This window comes from Cystobacter fuscus DSM 2262 (assembly GCF_000335475.2).
Taxonomy (GTDB): Bacteria; Myxococcota; Myxococcia; order Myxococcales; family Myxococcaceae; genus Cystobacter; species Cystobacter fuscus.
In genome coordinates this window covers 121,858-142,264 of record NZ_ANAH02000066.1, presented here as the reverse complement: position 1 = coordinate 142,264, position 20,407 = coordinate 121,858, and the positions used below count along the sequence as shown (strand labels likewise).

The 20,407-nt window shown below is 67.9% G+C and carries 17 protein-coding genes; 10 read left to right on the top strand and 7 right to left on the bottom strand.

The features are described 5' to 3' along the window. The first annotated feature begins 49 nt into the window (after positions 1–49). From D187_RS41140 to D187_RS41120, 5 genes are read left to right on the top strand one after another with little or no spacing between them, the layout of a single operon-like run. On the top strand, positions 50–1,171 hold the full coding sequence (locus tag D187_RS41140) for a branched-chain amino acid ABC transporter substrate-binding protein (RefSeq protein ID WP_002622230.1): 1,122 nt from the start codon (positions 50–52) through the stop codon (positions 1,169–1,171). 24 nt (positions 1,172–1,195) lie between these two features. Continuing rightward, entirely contained in the window at positions 1,196–2,101 is a 906-nt protein-coding gene (locus D187_RS41135; protein WP_002622229.1) for a branched-chain amino acid ABC transporter permease, read from the top strand. Then, the gene (locus D187_RS41130) at positions 2,098–3,057 is read left to right on the top strand and encodes a branched-chain amino acid ABC transporter permease (RefSeq protein WP_002622228.1); all 960 of its coding nucleotides are present in this window, start codon (positions 2,098–2,100) and stop codon (positions 3,055–3,057) included. Before D187_RS41135 ends, D187_RS41130 begins: the two co-directional genes overlap by 4 nt. Continuing rightward, positions 3,054–3,821, top strand: coding sequence for an ABC transporter ATP-binding protein (locus D187_RS41125; RefSeq protein WP_002622227.1), 768 nt, complete (start codon positions 3,054–3,056; stop codon positions 3,819–3,821). The genes D187_RS41130 and D187_RS41125 overlap by 4 nt, the downstream gene beginning before the upstream one ends. A 2-nt stretch (positions 3,822–3,823) precedes the next feature. Then, the gene (locus D187_RS41120; protein WP_002622226.1) at positions 3,824–4,549 is read left to right on the top strand and encodes an ABC transporter ATP-binding protein; all 726 of its coding nucleotides are present in this window, start codon (positions 3,824–3,826) and stop codon (positions 4,547–4,549) included. Positions 4,550–4,582: 33 nt separating this feature from the next. On the opposite strand, the gene D187_RS41115 is transcribed toward D187_RS41120, so the two are convergent. Next, positions 4,583–4,870 (bottom strand): putative quinol monooxygenase, encoded by a 288-nt coding sequence (locus D187_RS41115; protein ID WP_043434198.1) that lies wholly within the window; start codon positions 4,868–4,870, stop codon positions 4,583–4,585. A 280-nt stretch (positions 4,871–5,150) separates the two neighbouring features. Beyond that, a complete protein-coding gene (locus D187_RS41110) occupies positions 5,151–5,426 on the bottom strand; it encodes a hypothetical protein (protein ID WP_002622224.1) in 276 nt (91 codons plus the stop codon). 235 nt (positions 5,427–5,661) lie between these two features. On the opposite strand from D187_RS41110, the gene D187_RS41105 reads away from it, so the two are divergent. The 3 genes from D187_RS41105 to D187_RS41095 are packed head-to-tail and all read left to right on the top strand — an operon-like array spanning position 5,662 to position 7,075. Continuing rightward, positions 5,662–6,006, top strand: coding sequence for an ArsR/SmtB family transcription factor (locus tag D187_RS41105; protein WP_002622223.1), 345 nt, complete (start codon positions 5,662–5,664; stop codon positions 6,004–6,006). Then, complete coding sequence (locus D187_RS41100) at positions 6,003–6,479, top strand: SRPBCC family protein (protein ID WP_002622222.1); 477 nt, start codon at positions 6,003–6,005, stop codon at positions 6,477–6,479. Before D187_RS41105 ends, D187_RS41100 begins: the two co-directional genes overlap by 4 nt. Positions 6,480–6,523: 44 nt before the next feature. After that, entirely contained in the window at positions 6,524–7,075 is a 552-nt protein-coding gene (locus D187_RS41095) for a Uma2 family endonuclease (protein WP_002622221.1), read from the top strand. A 103-nt stretch (positions 7,076–7,178) separates the two neighbouring features. Here the strand turns inward: D187_RS41095 and D187_RS41090 are convergent, their stop codons facing one another. Beyond that, positions 7,179–8,882 carry a CotH kinase family protein gene (locus D187_RS41090; RefSeq protein ID WP_002622220.1) on the bottom strand — a complete coding sequence of 568 codons (1,704 nt, stop codon included), beginning with the start codon at positions 8,880–8,882 and terminating at the stop codon, positions 7,179–7,181. 357 nt (positions 8,883–9,239) lie between these two features. Here D187_RS41090 and D187_RS41085 point away from each other — a divergent pair, with 357 nt between their 5' ends. Then, entirely contained in the window at positions 9,240–10,853 is a 1,614-nt protein-coding gene (locus tag D187_RS41085; protein WP_211241638.1) for an FG-GAP-like repeat-containing protein, read from the top strand. 86 nt (positions 10,854–10,939) lie between these two features. Here the strand turns inward: D187_RS41085 and abnA are convergent, their stop codons facing one another. Both abnA and D187_RS41075 read right to left on the bottom strand, forming a co-directional pair. Beyond that, positions 10,940–11,881, bottom strand: coding sequence for an arabinan endo-1,5-alpha-L-arabinosidase AbnA (abnA, locus tag D187_RS41080; protein WP_002622218.1), 942 nt, complete (start codon positions 11,879–11,881; stop codon positions 10,940–10,942). A gap of 172 nt (positions 11,882–12,053) precedes the next feature. After that, positions 12,054–12,677: a TetR/AcrR family transcriptional regulator gene (locus tag D187_RS41075; protein ID WP_076606327.1), complete on the bottom strand. Its 624-nt coding sequence runs from the start codon at positions 12,675–12,677 to the stop codon at positions 12,054–12,056. Between the two features lie 486 nt (positions 12,678–13,163). Here D187_RS41075 and D187_RS41070 point away from each other — a divergent pair, with 486 nt between their 5' ends. Then, entirely contained in the window at positions 13,164–14,735 is a 1,572-nt protein-coding gene (locus D187_RS41070) for a CocE/NonD family hydrolase (RefSeq protein WP_002622214.1), read from the top strand. A gap of 58 nt (positions 14,736–14,793) precedes the next feature. Here the strand turns inward: D187_RS41070 and D187_RS41065 are convergent, their stop codons facing one another. Both D187_RS41065 and D187_RS41060 read right to left on the bottom strand, forming a co-directional pair. Further along, positions 14,794–17,886, bottom strand: coding sequence for a sensor histidine kinase (locus D187_RS41065; protein WP_155893957.1), 3,093 nt, complete (start codon positions 17,884–17,886; stop codon positions 14,794–14,796). A gap of 197 nt (positions 17,887–18,083) precedes the next feature. Beyond that, on the bottom strand, positions 18,084–20,375 hold the full coding sequence (locus D187_RS41060; RefSeq protein ID WP_002622211.1) for a hypothetical protein: 2,292 nt from the start codon (positions 20,373–20,375) through the stop codon (positions 18,084–18,086). Positions 20,376–20,407 lie beyond the last annotated feature (32 nt).

The following is a 20,407-nucleotide window of genomic DNA, read 5'->3' as shown; positions in this document are numbered from 1 at the left end:
GCGCGCTGATATGGAAATGACCGTTTCCTGAACCCCCGAGGAGAACCTCATGAAGAGAGCGATGGGTCTCGCCCTGGCACTGTGCCTCCTGAGCTTCGGCTCAGCCCGTGCGGCGGATACGATCAAGATCGGCCTCCTGGCGCCCATGACCGGTTCCTGGGCGAGCGAAGGCCAGGAGATGAAGAAGAACGTCGAGCTGCTCGCCTCCGAGCTGAACGCCAAGGGCGGGCTGCTGGGCAAGCAGGTCGAGGTCATCATCGGGGATGACGGCGGAGATCCGCGCACCGCTTCGCTCGCGGCGCAGCGCCTGAGCACCCAGGGAGTGGTGGCGGTGGTCGGCACCTACGGCTCGGCGGTGACCGAGGCGACCCAGAACATCTTCGACGAGGCGAGCATCATCCAGGTGGCCAACGGCTCCACGAGCGTCCGGCTCACCGAGAAGGGCCTCAAGTACTTCTTCCGCACCTGCCCGCGCGATGACGAGCAGGGCCGGGTGGCCGCGGCGACGCTCGAGACGATGAAGGCGGCCAAGGTGGCGCTGCTGCACGACAACTCGGCGTATTCCAAGGGCCTGGCCGATGAGATCCGGGGGATCCTCAAGGCGAAGAAGATCAACGTCGTCTTCTTCGACGCCCTCACGCCCAAGGAGCAGGACTACTCCACCATTCTCACCCAGCTCAAGGCGGCCGGTCCGGACGTGGTCTTCTTCACCGGCTACTACCCGGAGGCGGGCCTGCTGCTGAAGCAGAAGAAGCGGATGGGGTGGAACGTGCCCTTGCTCGGCGGGGACGCCATCAACAACCCGGACCTCGTGAAGATCGCCGGCAAGGACGCGGCGGAGGGTTTCCAGTTCCTCTCGCCCCCGGTGCCCAAGGATCTCGACACGCCCGAGGCCAAGGCCTACCTGACGAGCTACACGAAGAAGTACAACGAGACGCCGGGCTCCATCTACGGCGTGCTGGCGGGTGACGGCTTCCGCGTGGTGACGAAGGCCATCGCGGAGACGAAGTCGACGGACGCGGACAAGCTGCGCGAGTACCTCACCACCCGCCTCAAGGACTTCCCGGGCCTCACGGGGAAGATCTCCTTCAACGCGAAGGGGGACCGGCTCGGTGAGCTGTACCGCGTGTACAAGGTCGAGAAGACGGGCGACTTCGTGCTGCGCAAGTAGGCACGCCACCCGGCGCCAACCCACATGGAGCACTTCTTCCAGCAGCTCACCAACGGACTGGCCGTCGGGGGCATCTACGCGCTCATCGCCCTCGGCTACACCATGGTCTACGGGGTGATGAAGCTCATCAACTTCGCCCACGGCGACCTCTTCACGTACGGCGCCTACCTCGGGATGACCCTCCTCACCTCCTTCTTCCTCCAGGACCGGCTGGGGTTGGTGGCGGGGCTGGTCCTCCTGGCCGTGATGGTCATGGGGCTCGTCGCGCTCATCGGCGCCGTGCTCGAGCGCGCGGTGTACCGGCCCCTCCGGGACTCGCCCCGGCTGTCGGCCGTGGTGTCGGCGCTCGGCGCGTCCATCTTCCTGCAGAACGCGCTCATGCTCCTCTACGGCGCCCGCGTCCACGTCTACCCGGAGGATCTGCTTCCGCAAGCGACGGTGAACGTGCTCGGGCTCGAGGTGCCCCTCATGCGGATCGTCGTCGTGCTGGCCTCGGTCGTCATGATGGCGGTCCTCTACCTCTTCGTGCAGAAGACGAAGATTGGCACCGCGATCCGGGCGGCGGCGATCGACCAGGGAGCCGCCCGCCTCATGGGCATCGACGTGAACCGGGTCATCCTCCTCGTGTTCCTGATCGGTCCCGCCCTGGGCGGCGCCGCCGGGCTGCTCGTTGGCCTCTACTACGGGCAGGTCAGCTTCACGATGGGCTGGCTCTACGGGATGAAGGCGTTCACCGCGGCCATCCTCGGAGGGATTGGCAACATCCCCGGTGCGATGGTGGGTGGCCTGCTGCTGGGCGTCATCGAGGCCCTGGGCGCGGCCTACCTCTCCCTCGCGTGGAAGGACGCGCTCTCCTTCCTCGTGCTCATCTTCATCCTGATCGTTCGTCCCACGGGGCTGCTGGGCGAGCGGGTGGCGGACAAGGTATGAGCCGCGGCCTGCTCGTGTCCTACGCGGTCCTCACCCTGGTGCTCTTCGGGGCCCCGCTCGTCCTGGACGCGTACTGGGTGGACGTGCTCAACAGCGTGGGCCTCTACGCCCTGCTGGCCTTGAGCCTGAACATCATCCTGGGCGACGCCGGGCTCTTCAACATGGGCCATGCCGCCTTCTACGCCGTGGGCGCGTACACCACGGCGATCCTCAACACCCGGCTGGGCCTGCCCACGCTGTGGGCCCTGCCGGTGAGCGGACTGGTGGCGGCGCTCTTCGCGGCGCTGGTGGCCCGCCCCGTCATCCACCTGCGGGGGGACTACCTGCTCATCGTGACGATCGGGCTGGGAGAGATCGTGCGCATCGCCCTGGTGAACGATGTGTTCGGCCTGACGGGCGGGTCGAACGGGCTCTTCGGCATCGCGCGCCCTACCCTCTTCGGCCTGAAGATCCGCCGCCCGCATGAGTTCTTCTATCTCATCTGGGCCTTCGTGGCGCTCACGGTCTTCCTCTTCCACCGGCTGGAGCAGTCGCGGTTCGGGCGGGCACTGAACTACCTCCGGGAGGATCCGGTGGCCGCCGAGGGCAGTGGCGTGAACACGGGCCGCTACAGGCTCCTGGCCTTCGCCCTGGGGGCGGCCTGGGCGGGAATGACTGGCAACCTCTACGCCGCGAAGATGACGATCATCTCCCCGGAGTCGTTCAGCTTCTGGGAGTCCGTCCTCCTCTTCCTGATCGTCATCCTCGGCGGCTCCGGCTCCATTCCCGGGGTGCTCCTCGGTGCCTTCCTGGTGGTGGGACTGCCGGAGCTCTTTCGCGGCTTCGCCTCGGCGCGAATGCTCGTCTTTGGCCTGGTGATGATGGTGTTGATGGTGTTCCGCACGCAGGGGCTGTTGCCCTTGCGGACCGTGCGCTTCAAGAAGTCCGACCTCCAACGGGCCAAGGCCGCACCATGAGCGCCCTTCTCGAGGTCCGGGGGATCACCAAGGCCTTCGGTGGACTGACCGCCGTGCGCGACGTCTCCTTCGAGGTCGCCGAGGGCTCCGTGGTGGGGCTCATCGGCCCGAACGGCGCGGGGAAGACCACGACCTTCAACCTCATCACGGGCAACTACCGCGTGGATCGCGGAACGGTCCGGTTCAAGGAGCGCTCCCTGGTGGGGTTGAGGCCCCATCAGATCGTGTCGCTGGGAGTGGCCCGGACCTTCCAGAACATCCGCCTCTTCCAGCAGCTCTCCGCCGTGGAGAACGTGCTCGCCGGACGCCATTGCCGCACCCACGCCGGGCTCCTGTCGGCCTTGTTGCGTCTGCCCGGACAGGTCCGCGAGGAGCGCGAGGCGGTGGCCCGGACGATGGAGGAACTCGCCTTCGTGGGGCTGCACGGCCGGGCGATGGAGCAGGCGAAGAACCTGTCCTACGGGGACCAGCGCCGCCTGGAGATCGCCCGGGCGCTGGCGACCGAGCCCAAGCTGCTCATCCTCGACGAGCCCGCGGGCGGCATGAACGAGCAGGAGACGGACCAGCTCGTCGAGCTGATCCGGAAGATCCAGCAGCGGGGAATCACCCTCCTGCTCATCGAGCACGACATGAGCCTGGTCATGCGAGCCTGCGAGCACCTCGTGGTGTTGGAGTATGGCGAGAAGATCGCCGAGGGGCCTCCCGCGGCCGTCCGGAAGGATCCGAAGGTGATCGAAGCCTACCTGGGAACGGAGGAGGTCTAGCGATGGCCGAACCGCTCCTGGAGCTGAAGGACTTGAGGGTGAAGTACGGGAACGTGGAGGCGCTCCACGGCATCGGGCTCACGGTGCGGCGGGGGGAGATCGTCACCCTGCTCGGCGCCAATGGCGCGGGGAAGACCACCACCCTGCGGGCCATCAGTGGTCTGATCCGCCCCTCGGCGGGGGAGATCCTGTTCGAGGGAAAGCCCATCCACGCCCTCCCGGCGCACGAGCTGGTGAAGAGAGGCATCGCCCAGGCCCCGGAGGGGCGGCGCATCTTCGCCACCCTCACCGTCCGCGAGAACCTGATGCTCGGTGCCTTCACCCGGACGGACAAGCCGGGGATCGCCGAGACGCTGGCGTGGATCCACCGGCTCTTCCCGGTCCTGGAGAAGCGAGGCACGCAACTGGCGGGGACGCTCTCGGGGGGCGAGCAGCAGATGCTCGCCATCGGGCGGGCGCTCATGGCCAACCCGCGCATCCTCCTGCTGGACGAGCCCTCGCTGGGGCTCGCGCCGCTGCTGGTGAAGGCGATCTTCCAGACCCTTCGGGAGATCAACCAGACGACGGGCGTCACCATCGTCCTGGTCGAGCAGAACGCCCGCGCGGCCCTGAAGCTGGCCCACCGGGGCTACGTGATGGAGGTGGGCCGGCTCGTCATGGAGGACTCGGCCGAAGCGCTCCTGTCCAATCCGAAGGTGCAGAACGCCTATCTGGGCACCCGGGTCTGAGCGCGGGGACGCGGACGTAGAGGAGGGGTGGGTTCAGGCGAGCTTCGTCAGCTTCGCGACGTGCACTTGAGCCTGCCCGCCAATCGCCGCGATGAGCGCCTGGAAGTGCGGTGTCGCTTCGTGCTGCCGCAAGGCCTCGGCGCCGTGCCATTCCTCCAGCATCACGAAGCGTGCCGTGTCCGAATTGTCGCGGTGGAGTTCATAGCGCAGGCACCCAGCCTCCGCGCGGCTCGGTGGCACGACTCTCTCCAAGGCGGACCGCACGAGGTCCTGCTGCCCAGCCGTGGCGGTGATGGTGGCGACAACGACCAGAGTGCTCATGTTTGCTCCCTATCGCGGAGGTATCTCGAAGCCTCGAGGTGGGCCCCGATATCGGCGGGATCACCGTGCAGGAGCAGGCCCCTGTTCGCGGCTCGCTCCCGCCTCTTCAGTGGATGCACGAGCCCGAGACGCGTTGCACGCGAGGCCCGGCGCGCGCTGGTGCCGAAGCGACTGAGTGGGGCAAAAGGGTCAACCGCCACGTCCCTCGAGACCTACCGCTCGTCCGGGGGGCGGAAGGGCCCCTTTTGCCCCAACCACTGCTCGCCAACGACCAAAGCCATCAATCGCCCAGGAGGTCCTCCCGTGTCCGTTTGGCCTGGTCCAACTCCGCCTGTCCCTCGGGTGTATCGGCACTCGCATGCAGCGGCGCTGCCTCCGCCCTGTCGATCTTCTCTTGAGTCCTGATCATTGCGGCGGCCACGCGGTACGCCCACCGAACCATCTTCTCGGTGTCCTCCAGCGGATCTCCGCGGCTGATGGCCGCGGAAAGCACCTGCACGGCGATCCAGTCACGCTTGGTCAGACCCGGCACCGCAACAACACTCGCTTCACTCATAAAACTCCCTCCTCCACTGGTCAGTCATCGCGGCTCTCATGACGGAAGTCCATGGGCCCGCTGTCCGCTGACCTTTTCGCGCTCCAAGTGCCCGAGCAGCGTACCCTGGATGAAGATGCCGGTGAGCACCTCGGACCCGTGGTGCGGGCCGCCGCCACCCGGTCCGCGAGCAGGAGGGGCAGCTGAGGATTACTTAGCCCTTGCGCTAAGTTTTCCCACCATGATACTTAGCTTCATGGAACAGTATCCGGAGCAGCTGAACGGTATCTTTCAGGCGCTGGCGGATCCCACTCGCCGCGCGGTGTTGGGGCGGTTGGGCAAGGGCCCCGCGAGCATCAGCGAACTGGCGAAGCCTTTCGACATGGCTTTGCCCTCCTTCATGAAACACATCCATCTGCTCGAGGAGAGCGGATGGATCCAGACGCGCAAGGAAGGTCGCGTGCGGACATGCGCCCTTCAAAAGAAGCCATTCGCCGATGTCGAGGCCTGGCTGGCCGAACAGCGCGCCCTCTGGGAAGGCCGTACCGACCGGCTCGAGTTGTTTGTCACCACCCTCCAGGAAAAGGAAGAATCGGAATGAGCCCCTCTCTGAATCCAGAACTCGACCTGACCGTCTCGCGAGTCATCAAGGCGCCCCGGTCGGCCATCTGGCGCGCCTGGACGGACCGCGCGAGCTTCGAGCAGTGGTGGGTCCCCGCGCCCGCCCGATGCAGGGTCCAGGAGATGGAACTGCGTCCCGGCGGTTCACTCGTCACCCTGCTCAGCGAGAACGGTGGTGACTTCATGCCGCACCTGCGGGGTTGCTATCTCGCCATCGACGAACTCGAACGGCTCGTCTTCACGAACTCCCTGGTGGGCGGATGGAGGCCCGCGGAGGAGCCCTTCATGACCGCGATCATCACCCTGAGGGAGCATCCGCTGGGCACCGACTACACCGCCCACGTGATGCACAAGAGCAACGCCGATCGAAACATGCATGAGAAAATGGGCTTCCACGATGGGTGGGGCACCGTCACGGAGCAGCTCGCCCGGCTCGTGGAGCGACGGTCGTAGCCTGGGGGGGGCCATGTCAGACCCCCCGGGCATGGTGGCGCCCCATGACCGCCCTGCTCGGAAGCCCTGTCACCGCCCATCTCGAGGCCTATCCCTCCCGCCGGCCGGGGGCCCTCCCGAGGGCCGTGCGCCCCGTGAACCCCCGCGCCGCCGCGCTCCACGCCTATGCCACCACCCAGCTCGGCGCGGAGCTCATCTCCACCTACGGTGCCGGCCGCGGCATCCCCGGCTCCTGGCTCCTGCTCTCCGGGTTGGAAATCCACCTCGGCCAGAGTCTCCTCGCCCCGGACCTGATGGGCTGGCGGCGAGAGCACCTGCCCCGCCTGCCCCGGGGCACCTCCGGCATCGCGCTCGCCCCTGACTGGGTCTGCGAGGTGCTCACCCACCCCGAGGAGCGCGCCCAGCTCCTGCCCCTCTACGCCCGCGAGGGCATCCGCCACGTGTGGCTGGTGGACCCCGAGGTGCGCACCCTGGAGGAGCTCGAGCTCGATGGCCGGCGCTACTCGTTGCGTGCGCTGCACTCGGGCTCGGAGACCGTTCGTGCCGAACCCTTCAGCTCACTGGAGCTGCCGTTGCGCCTGCTGTGGGCGGAGTGAGTCGCTCCGCTTCGGCCTCTTGTTTCGGGTCCGAGCACGAGGACCGCGGCCGGACGCCAATCCTTCCTGGAGCCCAGATGACGCCCCTGCCGCCCTGACCCGCTCAGGGCAGGGCGCAGATGAAGTTGGACTTGTCGCCACAGGAGATGTCGTTCCAGGCGCCGTTCGCGCCGTACATCTGCGTGCAGTCCTCGCTCCCACCGTAGTTGTTCGGCTCGCTCGAGGCCCAGGCGGTGTAGTCGCGGGGCGACCCATCGAGCCAGGTGAAGTCCCCCTCCACGGTGCGGTCCGTCAGCCCCAGCCACCACGGGCCGGTGGAGAGGGCGCGCGCCCCGGCGAACACGGCGTCCTGGGTGGCCTGATCGTGGATGGAGACCAGGTGCCCGCCCTGGGTGACGCAGTCCGCCTCGGCGTCCGGGACGCTCAGCGCCTGGGTGCAGAAGGCCAGCTTGCCGCCCTTGGGCGCGGGCCGGAGGGTGCAGCGCGGGCACGCGGCCGGGTCCACGCACCCGACGCGCGACTGGATGTCGGCCGGGCGCTTGTCCAGGAAGTCGAGCGTCTCGGACATCTTGGTGTAGACGGTCCCCACGCTCACCTCCTTGCGCGGATCCGCGTACACCGCGGGCCAGATGAGCGAGCCCAGATCCAGGGCCTGGCTCCGCAGATCCAGGCGGAGGGAGCTCTCGAGCACCTGCGTGTAGGCCTGCGCCAGCTTCACCTTGCAGGGCGTGGACGCGACGCACTTCTGTTGCACCCGGCCGTTGGCCAACCAGGGATCCGTGTACTGGACGAAGGTCTGATCGATGCCCCAGGGGATGAAGACCCACCGCAGATCCGACGGGCGGCGGTAGAGATAGAAGTTGTTCTTGTAGGCCGCGTAGCCATCCCAGTGGCCGAGGAACAACTCGGTGGCGGCGAAGCGCACGTAGGTGTCGATGTCGATGACCCGGGAGACATCCTCGAGGAACGTGGCCGGGTTGGTCATCTGATCGAGCGCCTGCGCGAGCTGGGTCAGGTCGGCGAACCCGACGTCCTCCCCCTTGTCCTGGTCGAAGGTGTTCTCCTGGCCGACGTTGAGGTCGCTGCCGTACTGGCCCTCGTACAGGTTGCCGTCATCGCTGCCGAACCAGTGCTCGAGGAAGTCGGAGTTGTCCGTCGACTCGACGGTGGAGTAGAGGCCATACATCGAGCCGTTGAGGTACACCACGGCGTAGGCCGAGCGCGGAGCCGGGACGTTCATCTCGCGGAACAGGGTGTAGCCGAGCCGCTCGTGGATCATGCTCGGGTCCTGCACCATGTTGTTGAGGGCGAGCTTCTTCAGGCCGAGCAGCGTCTGCTTGTTCTGGAACTTGTCGAACTTGAGCAGGAAGGCCGCCTTCTGATTGAGATTGCGCGCGGAGCCCAGCTGCCCCTTGAGGCGCACGCCGATCCGCGGCAGCTCGAGGATCTGCCCGTCGAGCTCGAAGCGCAGGTCGCCCTTCACGTAGGTGTCCGGAGCCGCGTTGAGGGCGTCGATGGACGCCTGCGACAGGGTCAGCTCGAAGAGGGGGATGCTCGTGCCGGCGAACAGGGCCTCGGAGGGACGCACCACCGGGCCGGCATCCGGAATCCCCGCGTCCCCCAGGCCGCCCGCGTCGCCGGAATCTCCCGCGTCGCCGGAGTCTCCCGCGTCCTCCGTGGGGCCCACGCCCGCGTCACCGACACCGGGCAGTGGAGCCCCTTCGGACCCATCGCCGCCGCAGGCGGAGGCCAGCACGGAGCAGAGGAGCAACAGCGGGAGCAGGAGGGATGAGCGCGAGGAGATCACACGTGGATTTCACCCGATTTCCTTCGATGACCAAAAGCTTTTCGGATCCCGGTCCGCGCAGCCGCGCGCCCTCTCCTCGCGGTGGAATATGATTGAGAATGACGAGCCATTGAAGCGAGCCCAGGTCCGACGGGCGCGCGCCTTGCGCTGGAGCCGGGGGCCATCCGAGCCGCTCTTGAATGCTGAGAATTCCAGATGCCAGGGTGGCAAGGCAGGTGGCGCGCCCGCGAAATGAGATCACCCCGCTCGCGAGGACTTCTGTTTTATTGCCGCCGGGGCCGGACCGTCCCGCCCCTGAACAGCGAGAATCTTTTGCAGAGAATAACCTCTTCTACAGTCCTGCCATTCCTCCTTGCGTTGTCGGGATCCCTCCTCACCGCGGCATGTGGTGCCAGCGAGGAAACCCTGGCGCGAGTCGAGCAGCAGCAGCCCCGTGCGACCGATGAGAGTGAACTCTATGTAGACACCACCTCGATCTGGGGCTCTCCAAGCATCAGCGTTTGCTGGGAGAACCCGACGGCGGCGGACGCCACCGCGCGGGCCTGGGTGCAGGATGCGGCCAGGGGCACGTGGGGAAGTGCCTCGTCGGTCGAGTTCGTCGGCTGGGGCCAGTGCACCTCGGCCTCACGCGGCATCCGCATCCGCATCGCGGACACGGGGCCCCACGTGAAGCAACTCGGCAGCCGGCTGGACGGCTTCGTCAACGGCATGGAACTCAACTTCACCTTCGCGAACTGGAGCACGAGCTGCCAGTCCACACGGGAGTTCTGCATCCGGGCCATCGCGGTGCACGAGTTCGGCCATGCGCTCGGCTTCGCCCACGAGCACAACCGTCCGGACCGGCCGTCCAACTGCACAGAGCCCGCGCAGGGCTCCAACGGCAACCTGATGATTGGCGCCTGGGACCTCCAGTCGGTGATGAACTATTGCAATCCGAACTGGAACGGGAGCGGGAAGCTGAGTGCGACCGACATCGCGGGCGTCGTCCAGTTCTATGGTGGCGCCCTATGGCTCCGGGACTTCGGCTACAACGCCGGAGGGTGGCGCGTGGAGCAGCACCCGCGCGCCGTCGCGGACGTCAACGGCGATGGCCGTGCGGACATCGTCGGCTTCGGTCAGGGGGGCGTGTACACCGCTCTGTCCACCGGCACCGGCTTCGCCCCGGCCCAGTTCGTACTGGCGGCCTTCGGCTACGACGCCGGAGGTTGGCGCGTGGAGCAGCACCCGCGCACCGTCGCGGATGTCAGCGGCGATGGCCGTGCGGACATCGTCGGCTTCGGTCAGGGGGGCGTCTCTGTCTCGCTGTCCACCGGCACCGGCTTCGCCCCGGCCCAATTCTGGCTGGCGGACTTCGGCTACGACACCGGAGGTTGGCGCGTGGAGCTGCACCCGCGCATCCTGGCGGACGTCAATGGTGATCGCCGTGCGGACATCGTCGGCTTCGGTCAGGGGGGCGTCTATGTCTCACTGTCCACCGGCACCGGCTTCGCCCCGGCCCAGTTCGTGCTGGCGGCCTTTGGCTACGACGCTGGAGGTTGGCGCGTAGAGCAGCACCCGCGCGCCGTCGCGGACGTCAATGGCGATGGCCGTGCGGACATCGTCGGCTTCGGTCAGGGAGGCGTCTCTGTCTCGCTGTCCACCGGCACCGGCTTCGCCCCGCCCCAGTTCGTGCTGGCGGACTTCGGTTACGACGCCGGAGGTTGGCGCGTGGAGCAGCACCCGCGCACCCTGGCGGATGTCAATGGTGACCGCCGTGCGGACATCATCGGCTTCGGTCAGGGGGGCGTCTATGTCTCGCTGTCCACCGGCACCGGCTTCGCCCCGGCCCAGTTCGTGCTGGGGGCCTTCGGCTACAACGCCGGAGGTTGGCGCGTGGAGCAGCACCCGCGCACCGTCGCGGATGTCAGCGGCGATGGCCGTGCGGACATCGTCGGCTTCGCCAGCGCGGGCGTGCAAACGTACCTGTTCTGATGCGTTCTCCCTGGCGGGTCAAAGGGCCCGCCAGGGCATCCTTGGAACGGGGCTGGCCCACGGCTCGCCCCGTCTCCGGGCAGGTCTCAGTATTGAGGCCAGCCCGAGGAGTCCCAGCGCAGATCATTGATGAGCAGCGTGGGTGCGCCGTTGTCGGTGGCATCGTAGGCGTGCCGGGCGATGACGTTGTTGTTGTAGATGTCCTGTCCGCCCGGCCCCTTCCAGACCGTGTTGCCGGCATCGAGCACCGTTCCGCCCCCATTCATCATGTTCACTCCATTCTTGTCCAGGTAGGGACCGGTGATGCTGGTGGAGCGCCCGTAGACGATCTTGTACGTGCTGTCGACCCCCCGGCAGCAGGCGTCGATGGAGGCGAACAGGTAGTAGTAGCCGTTGCGGTAGGTGATGCTGGGGCCTTCGATTCCATTGGCGCGGGAGGCAATGGAATAGAGCGAGCCGGTGGGCTTCATGGTGTTCTTGTCGAGCCGCGTCAACTTGATGCCGCTCCAGAAGGAGCCAAAGGCGAGCCAGGGATTGCCCGAGGCGTCAACCACCAGGTTCGGATCGATGGCGTTGTAGTTGTTGGCGCTGGTGGTCCGGATGACCAGCCCGTCGTCCCGCCAGCTCCCCGCGCCCACGCTGGTGGCGGAAACGAGGCCAATGGCCGAGGTGTTGGAGCCAAAGCTGGAGATGGAATAGTACAGCCACACCCGTCCATTGTAGAGATGCACGTCGGGTGCCCAGACGTCATTGCGCGTCTGGTTGGGGACATAGCCGCTCCACCAGGAGGGCGGATTCAGGAAGATTTGAGGAACCGTGTACCACCGGGTTCCGTTGTCCGAGCGCTTGACCTGGATGCCCTGTCCCGTATGGAACTCGTACCAGGTGCTGCCCTCGTTGATCAGGGAGGGATCGTGCGAGCCGCGCTCCCCTGTCAGTTCCCAGAACTCGGCCTGGGCGGAGAAGGGAGTCAGAACGGCCAGGGATGAGGCGAGTGCCAGGGACACACCAAGGCGAGAGAACGTCATTTAGCGATATTCCTGCTTTCAGTGGTGTCCTCGATTATTGCCATGATTGATGGCTGATGGCAAATTCGCAGCGGAACCTCACGCCCGGTGGAAATGCCCGCATCCTCGACACCGCGCCCGCTGGCGACTCATGATGCCCAATCCCAATGTCCGCTTGTCATTGGACCGGGCGTCATTTCCGCTGCTTCGAGACGATCTCCGGACGTTTGGGAAGGTGGCGCAGACCCTTCCAGACGAGGGTCGAGATGTGCGCGGCCACCTCCTCGACGGGCGGCTTGCGCACGCCCCTCCACCACTGGCCGACGAAGGTGACCATGCCGACCAGGGCGTGTGCGTAGATCGGCGCCACCTTGGGCTCGTAGCCCGCAGCCTTGAACGAGGTGAGGAAGATATGGCCGACGCGCTCGGCCAACTCGTTGAGCAGTGACGACATCCCACCGCGAGCAGAGGTGATGGGTGTGTCGTGCGCGAGGACGGCGAAGCCGTCGGGGTGATCCTTCACATACGTCAGGAACGCGAGGGTTCCCTGTTCGACGCGTTCGCGGGCACTGCCCTGCGCGATGGCCTCGGAGATGCGCCGGACCACGTACTCCATCTCGCGGTCCACGATGACGGCGTACAGGCCCTCCTTGCCGCCGAAATGCTCGTAGATGACGGGCTTGGACACCTTCGCCATCTCGGCGATTTCCTCGACGGAAGCCCCCTCGTATCCGCGTCGGGCGAAGACAGAGCGTCCGACATCGATGAGCTGGGCTCGTCGGGCAGAGGCGGGAAGGCGTTGAGCGCGGCTGGCCATGGACAACACCCTAGTACACCCGACTCCACCCCCGCGCCGCATTTCGCGGTGCGTCGTGTGGCTCGGCCATGAGGAATGGCTCGAGGGCACTCTCGGCAACCTACGCAGAAGTAGATTTGGCCCCACGCGTGCCGCCAGCGGGCGCTCAAGGGCCACCCATCCGCAACGGATTCGCGGTCATCCGCGCCTGTCTGGAGCATCCGGTTTGACAATCTAATTACGCTTTCGTAACTTACGTGCTCGTAGGTTTCAGGCGAGCAGGTGGCTCTCGAGCGCAGGGCGCAGCCACCGTGACCGACGCACCGGCGGCGATGAGGGACAGGGGGGACGCGACGGCCAGGTAATCTTTTGCCGCGAGGCAGCATCCACCAGCAGGCCGCGTCGAACCCCCTCGGCACAGGCCGCCGGGGCCAAGACCCGGGTCGGCAGCAGCGTCGAACTCATTCGTGAGTGCAGTGCCCAGTCCCCCTCTACCGGAGGTGTGCCTTGTCCTGGTTGCGAGCAATCGCCGTGTCCGTGGTTTTGTCTCTGTGCGTTATCGCCGGTCCCGCGTCCGCATCTTCGTCCTTCCGCGTCATCGACATCACCGTGCGTGATGGAGTGACCTTGAAGGGCAACGTCTTCACGCCCGATGCTCCGGGGCAGTACCCGGCCATCATCTTCATCACCAGCTGGGCACTGCCCACCTTGGAGTACTACGTGCAGGCGCAGCAGTTCGCCGAGGCCGGGTACGTCGTGGTCTCGTACACCCCGCGAGGCTTCTACTCATCGGGGGGTGGCATCGACACGGCTGGCCCCAAGGACATTGGCGACCTGAGCGAAGTCATCAATTGGACGCTTGCTCATACTCCCACGGATCCGGCCCACATCGGCGCGGCGGGCGTCTCTTATGGCGCGGGCATGGCGTTGATCGGCTCGGCCTTCGACTCGCGTATCCGCGCCGTGGCCGCGATGAGCGGTTGGACGGATCTGACGTACTCGTTGTTCGCGAACCAGACGCGCCATCTGCAGAGCGCCGGGCTGCTGTGGCTCTCGGCGGAATTGACCGGGCAGCCCTCGGCGGAGCTGCGGCAGGCCCTCTCGGACTTCCTCGCCAACCAGAACCTGGACAGCGTCATCGCCTACGCCCAGGTGCGCAGCGCCGCGACGTACCTGGAGCGCATCAACGCGAACCGTCCCGCCATCCTCATGGCCAACGCCTACGGCGACAGCTTCTTCGGGCCGAACCAGCTCACCAGCTTCTTCACCCGGCTGGCGGGGCCGAAGCGGCTCGAACTCCGCCCGGGTGACCATGCCATCGCCGAGCTGACCGGCATCTTCGGCATTCCCAATGACGCCTGGACGAGCACGCGCCGTTGGTTCGACCAGTACCTGCGCGGCGTGGACACGGGCATCTCCTCGGAGAACCCGGTGCAGCTCCAGCTCCGGGGCCAGAGCACCTATGAGTCGTACCCGTCGTGGAGCGCCGTCTCGACGAGCACCACGCGCTACAACCTGAGTGATGTGTACGGGTGGAGCAATGAGGGAGACCTCCTGACGGGCTCGCAGCCGGGCTGGAGCAAGACGATTCTCGCGGGTGATGACACCGTCGCCAGCGGAGGCGTGGCGCTGCTGACCAACGGGGTGGAGGCCATCACGGGTGAACCGCCCACGGCGTGGATTCCGGGGGTGAACCGGACGAAGGCGGCCGTCTGGCAGTCGGAATGGTTCACGAGCCCGCGACGCGTGCGCGGGGCCCCGCACCTGAGCCTGACCGTCACTCCGGGCAACTCCGGGCAGACAACGGTCATCGCCTACCTCTACGACTCGGACTGGGGCGGCTCGGGGAGCCTCGTCACGCACGTCGCGGTCACGCTCCGAGGCGCCATTGCCGGCCAGCCCCATGCCGTGGACGTGGACTTCCCGGCGACGGCCTATGACATTCCCAGCGGCCATCGCCTCTCGCTCGTCATCGACACCGTCGATGCGCTCTACGCGGACAAGGCGCCGGACTTCTCCACGGTGAGGTTCTCCTCGACCGCGAACAGCCCCTCCTATGTGTCTCTGCCACTGAGATAAGGCGAGCACCGAATCCGCCACCCCTTCAGCGTGCTGGAGGCGGGCGGCGGAAGCGCCACTACCCAGGCTTGCGCCTCGCCACCGCCGCGTAGGCAATCACCGCCGGCAGGCGCAGCTGCACCTCGGTGCCCGCGCCCGCGCGGCTCCACAGCTCCAGCTGCCCGCCCAGGCGCTGCGCGCGCTCGTGCATGCCCACGAGGCCCCAGTGCCCGGGCCGCGAGCCCTGCGCCAACACCTCCCCGTCGATGCCCGTGCCGTCGTCGCGCACACGCAGCAGGAAGGCGCCTGTCTCGTAGACGAACTCCACCTCGATGGCCTGGGCCCGTGCATGCGCGAAGGCATTGAGAATCGCCTCGCGGCCGATGCGGTAGGCCTCGTCGCGCACGGTATCCGGCATGTCGCGCGGCGTGCCTTTGACGAGCACGCCGAAGCGCGTGGAACGCTCGCGCGCGAGCTCTTCGCCCAGCAGGGCGAAGGCTCGCGGCAGGTCCTGGTCGGCGGTGTATTCGGCGCGCAGGTCGCGCACGCGGTCGCGCGCTTCCTCCACCACCAGGTCGGCGCGGTCCAGCACCGCCTCGATCCTGCCGCGCGTGGGGTTCGCCTCGGGCAGCTCGGCGGCCAGTCCCTGGATGCTGAGGATGAGGCCCTGCGTGCCCTGCAGCAGCGTGTCGTGCAGCTCGCGCGCGATGCGCTCACGCTCCTGCGAGCGCGCCTCCAACCGCGCGCGCAACTGCGCGGCCACCTGGCGCAGCCGCAACTGATAGATGCCCCACAGCAGCGCCGCGGCGGCCAGCGCGCACAGCGCGTAGAACCACAGGGTCTGGTGGAAGGCGGGCCGCACCGTGAAGGTGAAGACGGCGCCGGTGTCGTTCCACACGCCGTCGTTGTTGGCGGCCGTCACGCGGAAGCGATACGAGCCCGGCCCCACGTTGGTGTAGAATGCGCGCCGCCGGTTGCCAGCCTCCCGCCAGCCCGGGTCCACGCCCTCGAGCTGGTAGCGGAAGCGCACGCGCTCGGGCAGGGTGAGGCTGAACGCGGTGTAGTCGATCTCGAAGGAGGTGGTGAGCGCCGGCAGCCGCAGGCCCTCGCTGGCCGCGTAGTCCGTGCCCGCCGCCGTCACCGTACCGATGCGCACGCTGGGCGCGAACGGATTGCGCGCGATGCGCCGCGGGTCGATGCGAAAGAGCTGGGTGGAGGTGGGCAGCCACAACTGGCCGTCCTCGCCCAGCAGGAGGGTGGGAATGGGACCGAGCGGTTCGGGCGAGCCCTCCAGCCCGTCGTCCGCCGTGAAGCGCTCCACCTGCACGGCATGGGCGGGGTCACGCGCGAAGGCCTCCACCTCCTCGCGCGGCACGCGCACCGCGCCGCCCGCGCCGTGGATCCACAGTTCGCCCTCGGCCGTCCGCGCGAGGCCGGACACGCCGAGCAAGGCGGGGCCACTGGAGGGCACCAGGGCGTGGAAGCGGCCTTGCGCATGGAGTGCCACGCCCGCGTTGCCGCCCACCCACAGCCGCTCGCCCCAGGGCCGCAGCGCGGCGACATTGCCGACCTGTAGTCCCTCGGACGGACCCAGCATCCGCGCGCGGCCGTGCTCCACACGGGCGAGCCGGTTGCCGAAGTAGCCGAGCCAGACGCGCCCGGCCGGATCCGTCTCGATGCTCACCACCGTGTCATTGGGCAGGTCGGCCACGCCGCCCTTGGCGCTCCATTGGCCGTCCTTCCAGCGGTGCACGCCCAGGCCGCGGAAGGACATCCACAAGCCGCCCTCGCTGTCCTCGGCGATGGCCTGCACGGCGCTGCCGCGATTGCCGATGTCGACGGGCGGCTCGATGCGCTCCAGACGGCCCTCCGGCTGGCCGCCGGCCAGGCGCCACAGCTCGCCGACCTTGCCGATCCACAGGTCGCCCGCGCGGTCGCGGTGCAGCACGAGGATCGACTTGTGCGGCGCCGGGCCGTCCAGCGGACCCCGCACCTGTCCCGAGGCGTCGCGCAGAAAGAGGCCGTGGCGGCTCGTACCGATCCACAGCCCGCCGTCGGCGGCGGAGGCGAGCGCGACGTTGGGCCACTGGGGACCTTCGGGCAGCGCGGGCACCGCCTTGTTCCGGCGGAAGCGGTCCATGCCAGCGTTGGTGAGCACCCAGACGTTGCCTTCTCGGTCTTCGAACAGAACGTTCACGGTGCTCCCGCTCAGACGCACGGCGGAGCTGGTGCGCTGCACGTCCGCGAACGGCCCGGCCCCTGGCGCCCCGGCCAGCGCGCTCGCCGACGGCAGCCGCGCCAGGCCTTCCTCCAGCGCGATCCATACGCCGCCTTGGCGATCGAACAGGCACATGCCCTGCGTCTCGGCGCTCGCGCTGCCGAAGCTCTTGCCGTCGAACCACCGCTGGCGGTCGGCCAATGGCATGAGGCCCCCGGTCACGATGGCGAACCAGGGCTCACCCGCGCCATCCACGCAGACGTTGATGCCGCCGAGCAGGTTGCGCTCGCCGCCGGCGGCGTCGCGCGGCATCGACACCGGCGCGAAATGCGCCGCGCCGCGCGGCCGCGCGAAAATCTGGAACGAGGTGGCCGCCCACACCGTGCCGCGCGAGTCCACCGTCACGGTCTGCACGTTGCTGTCCTGTTTCAGCCCGCCTTCCTCGACGGCCTGCCAGCGCCGGCCGTCGAAGCGGTACAGGCCGCCCGCGGTGGAGGCCCACACGTTGCCCTCCAGGTCCTGCGCGAAGTCGGTCACGGTGCTCGGGGAGAGGCCATCCTCCTGGCCGTAGCGCGTGAGCACCCCCTCGCGCAGCACGCAGATGCCGCCCAGTTGCAGGCCGATCCACAGCTCGCCCGAGCGGCCGACGTAGAGGCGGTAGGCTTCGTCGGTGAGTGGGCGGCCCGTGTCGGGCGCGGTGTAGAGCTCGAAGCGCACGCCGTCGAAGCGGTACAGGCCGAGCGGCGAGCCGATCCACAGCATGCCGTCCGGCGTCTGCGCGAGACCGTAGGCATTGCCCGGCGCGCCGTCACGCTCGGTCCACGCCGTGTGGTGCATGTGCGCCAGGGAGTGGGCTTCGGGCGGCGGCGCCTCGGCGGCGAGGACCGATGCGGGGGGCAACAGGCACGCCGTCATCAGGGCAACGCGCAGCAGGAACGTAGCGGCTCGACTCATCGGGGACTGGTTCGGGCTCGGAGGTGAACGGACGGGGCGCGCGGACTGTATGCTCCCCGGAAGCAGCGTCGCCAGCGCCAGCCAGGCTCCCTCGCGGCCCCCTCCCCGCTCGATTCCGCTCGCGAGGCCCGTGGGTTCCACGCGCCCGCTCACCGAGTGAAGGCCCGGCCGCTCCTGGAGGCACTGGCGTCGGCGCGCTACAGATTGAACCCGATGTCGCCGATCGAAATGCTGGGCCCGAACATGAAGGACCACTTGCTGGAGGGGACCCGCAGGTCGGTGTTCGGGTCCTCGCCGGGCTTCAGGTTGCGCGTGACGTCGCCCCGGAACTCGTGGGCAATCCACGCCTGGACACCCACCGCCGCTCCCGTGCCGATCGGCACGCGCAGGCCCACGCCGCCCACGAGCGCCAACGTGGGCGGGAAGTGGATGTCGCTCGACTGGGGAATGAGCCCCAGCCCCATGAGGCCGATCTCGATTCCCAGCAACCGCTCCTGACCTTCTTCGTTCAGCAGGACCAGACGGGACAGCACCCCGAAGTTGAGCGTGAGCTGACCGCTGGGTTGCGTCACACGGTAGAGGCCCGCGGGAACGGCGCCCGTCGCATAGAGCCGCAGGAAGCCTCCCTCGACGATGGCCGACCATTGCGCCGAGGGAAGCCCCGTCCGGTCCGTCGCGCTCAAGGCGTAACGGGACTCGTCGGCGACATGCGCGACCTGCACCAGGATCCGATCGAACTGACCGAGGCCGCCCTGGACGGGGATGATGCGCTCCTCTCCTCCGGGCCGCAGCAGCATCCGCTGCTCGACGTGACTCTCTCCCCGGGAGGAACCGTCACGCTTCGTGACATCGATCCGGAGGATGATCTCCTGGATTCCCTCCTCGGGGTTGAGCCGCTCGCGATGAACGATGACCCGGCAGGTGTGCCGCATGGCGTAGTTGATGCGGTAGGGACGGCTCGGTTCAATGGGGTGATCCACGCCGTCCTTGTCCGCGCAGACGAACTCGATGAGGTTGTCGACGTTCGTGGGGACGCTGGCTTCTCGCACCGCCCGCTGGACGCGCTCCTCGACCTGCGCGAGGTCCGCGGTCGACAGCTCGCCGGGAAGCGAGGAGACCCGGTAGCCGAAGCGCAGCGACACGAATCCACCCGCGGTCGTGTCTCCGTGAACCAGCGTGGTGTTGCCCTGGGTGATGACGCGATAGGCCCCTTCGATGGGGAGCAACACGAAGCGCCCCTGCTCTCCGCTGCCGGTGACCTGCACGAGCGCGGGACGATTGGTGGGGATGAAGTCGAGGGCTCCATGGTTCGGCAGCTCGAGACTGACGCGTGGGTAGGGCAGCGCCTGGGTCTTCGCGGTCGTCGAGGCGACCACGGTCCGCTCGAGGGGAGAACTGGCCGCCGAGATGGTGACCTGCTGGGACGAAGTGCCCCCCGTGCGCAGGAGCACGTAGGTGCCCTCGGAGACCTTCACCACACGCCCCACCATGGCGCGCTCGCCATTGACCGTCCAGAGCAGGCCCTGGGGATCATGTCCACAGGACGGATCCAGACGCACCACCAGGGCCGGTTCCGCGGCATCGCGCAACACGGTGCCCTCCACGGCGGTCAGGGGGCAGGACAGCACGGGCAACGTGGCGGAAACCGTCGCGTCGAAGGCGTCCCCGCGAGCCAACAGGACGCGAGGGACGAGCCGCAGGCGCAGGGTGATCTGGGCCTCCAGCCCCGTGACGTTACGGATGGCGATGAAATCCTCGGCGGGCTCGCACCGGGCGGGAGCACAATCCGCGGAGGCGACCGCCTCGGGATGGGAGACCATCACCCGCCCTGGCCCCTTGGACAGGTCCACGCCACTGGACTGGAAGAGCGGCCGGGTCAGGATGATGCGGCCGGGCCGGAGCTGGAAGGACTCGGGCGCCACGAGGGTGCCGTTGGCATCGTAGGTCGTCACCTCGGGACCGCGCTTGCCATGGGGCGGAATCCAGAAGAGTGCCGCATCCGAGGGGAGACCGGACGCCAAGGGCACGGTGCACTCGGACTGCCTGGCTCCGGAAGACGGATTGAGGCAGAGCTCCGTGCCTTCGCGGGGGCCCTCCTGCTCATTCTTCACCGGGACGAACCAGCCCACCGCGACGTCCTGGAGGCGCTGTCCCTTCAGCTCGATGCGCCCATCGTCCGGAAAGAAGCTCGTCCCCGCCGCGTCGATGATCGGAAAGGGCCCGGTGGCGATGACGGTGACGAGGTCCTGGCTCGACGCGCACTGAGACGTGTCCTCCGCGACCTTGAGATCGAGCGTCCGCGCGCTCCCCTCGGCACCTGGAGGAGGCGGCCGGATGGAGCGCCCATCCGCCGACAGCGACCACCCTCCTCCCACCGGGCCGCACACGACCCCCTGCTGAATGACGGGGATGGCGCGTCCTCCTTCGGGGACCTGTTTGATGGGTGCGGCGGCGGCGGCCCAGGCGAGGAGAAGAGTCAGGGCCGCCATTCCACGGGGGAGGTGCCGGTTCAGGAGCATCA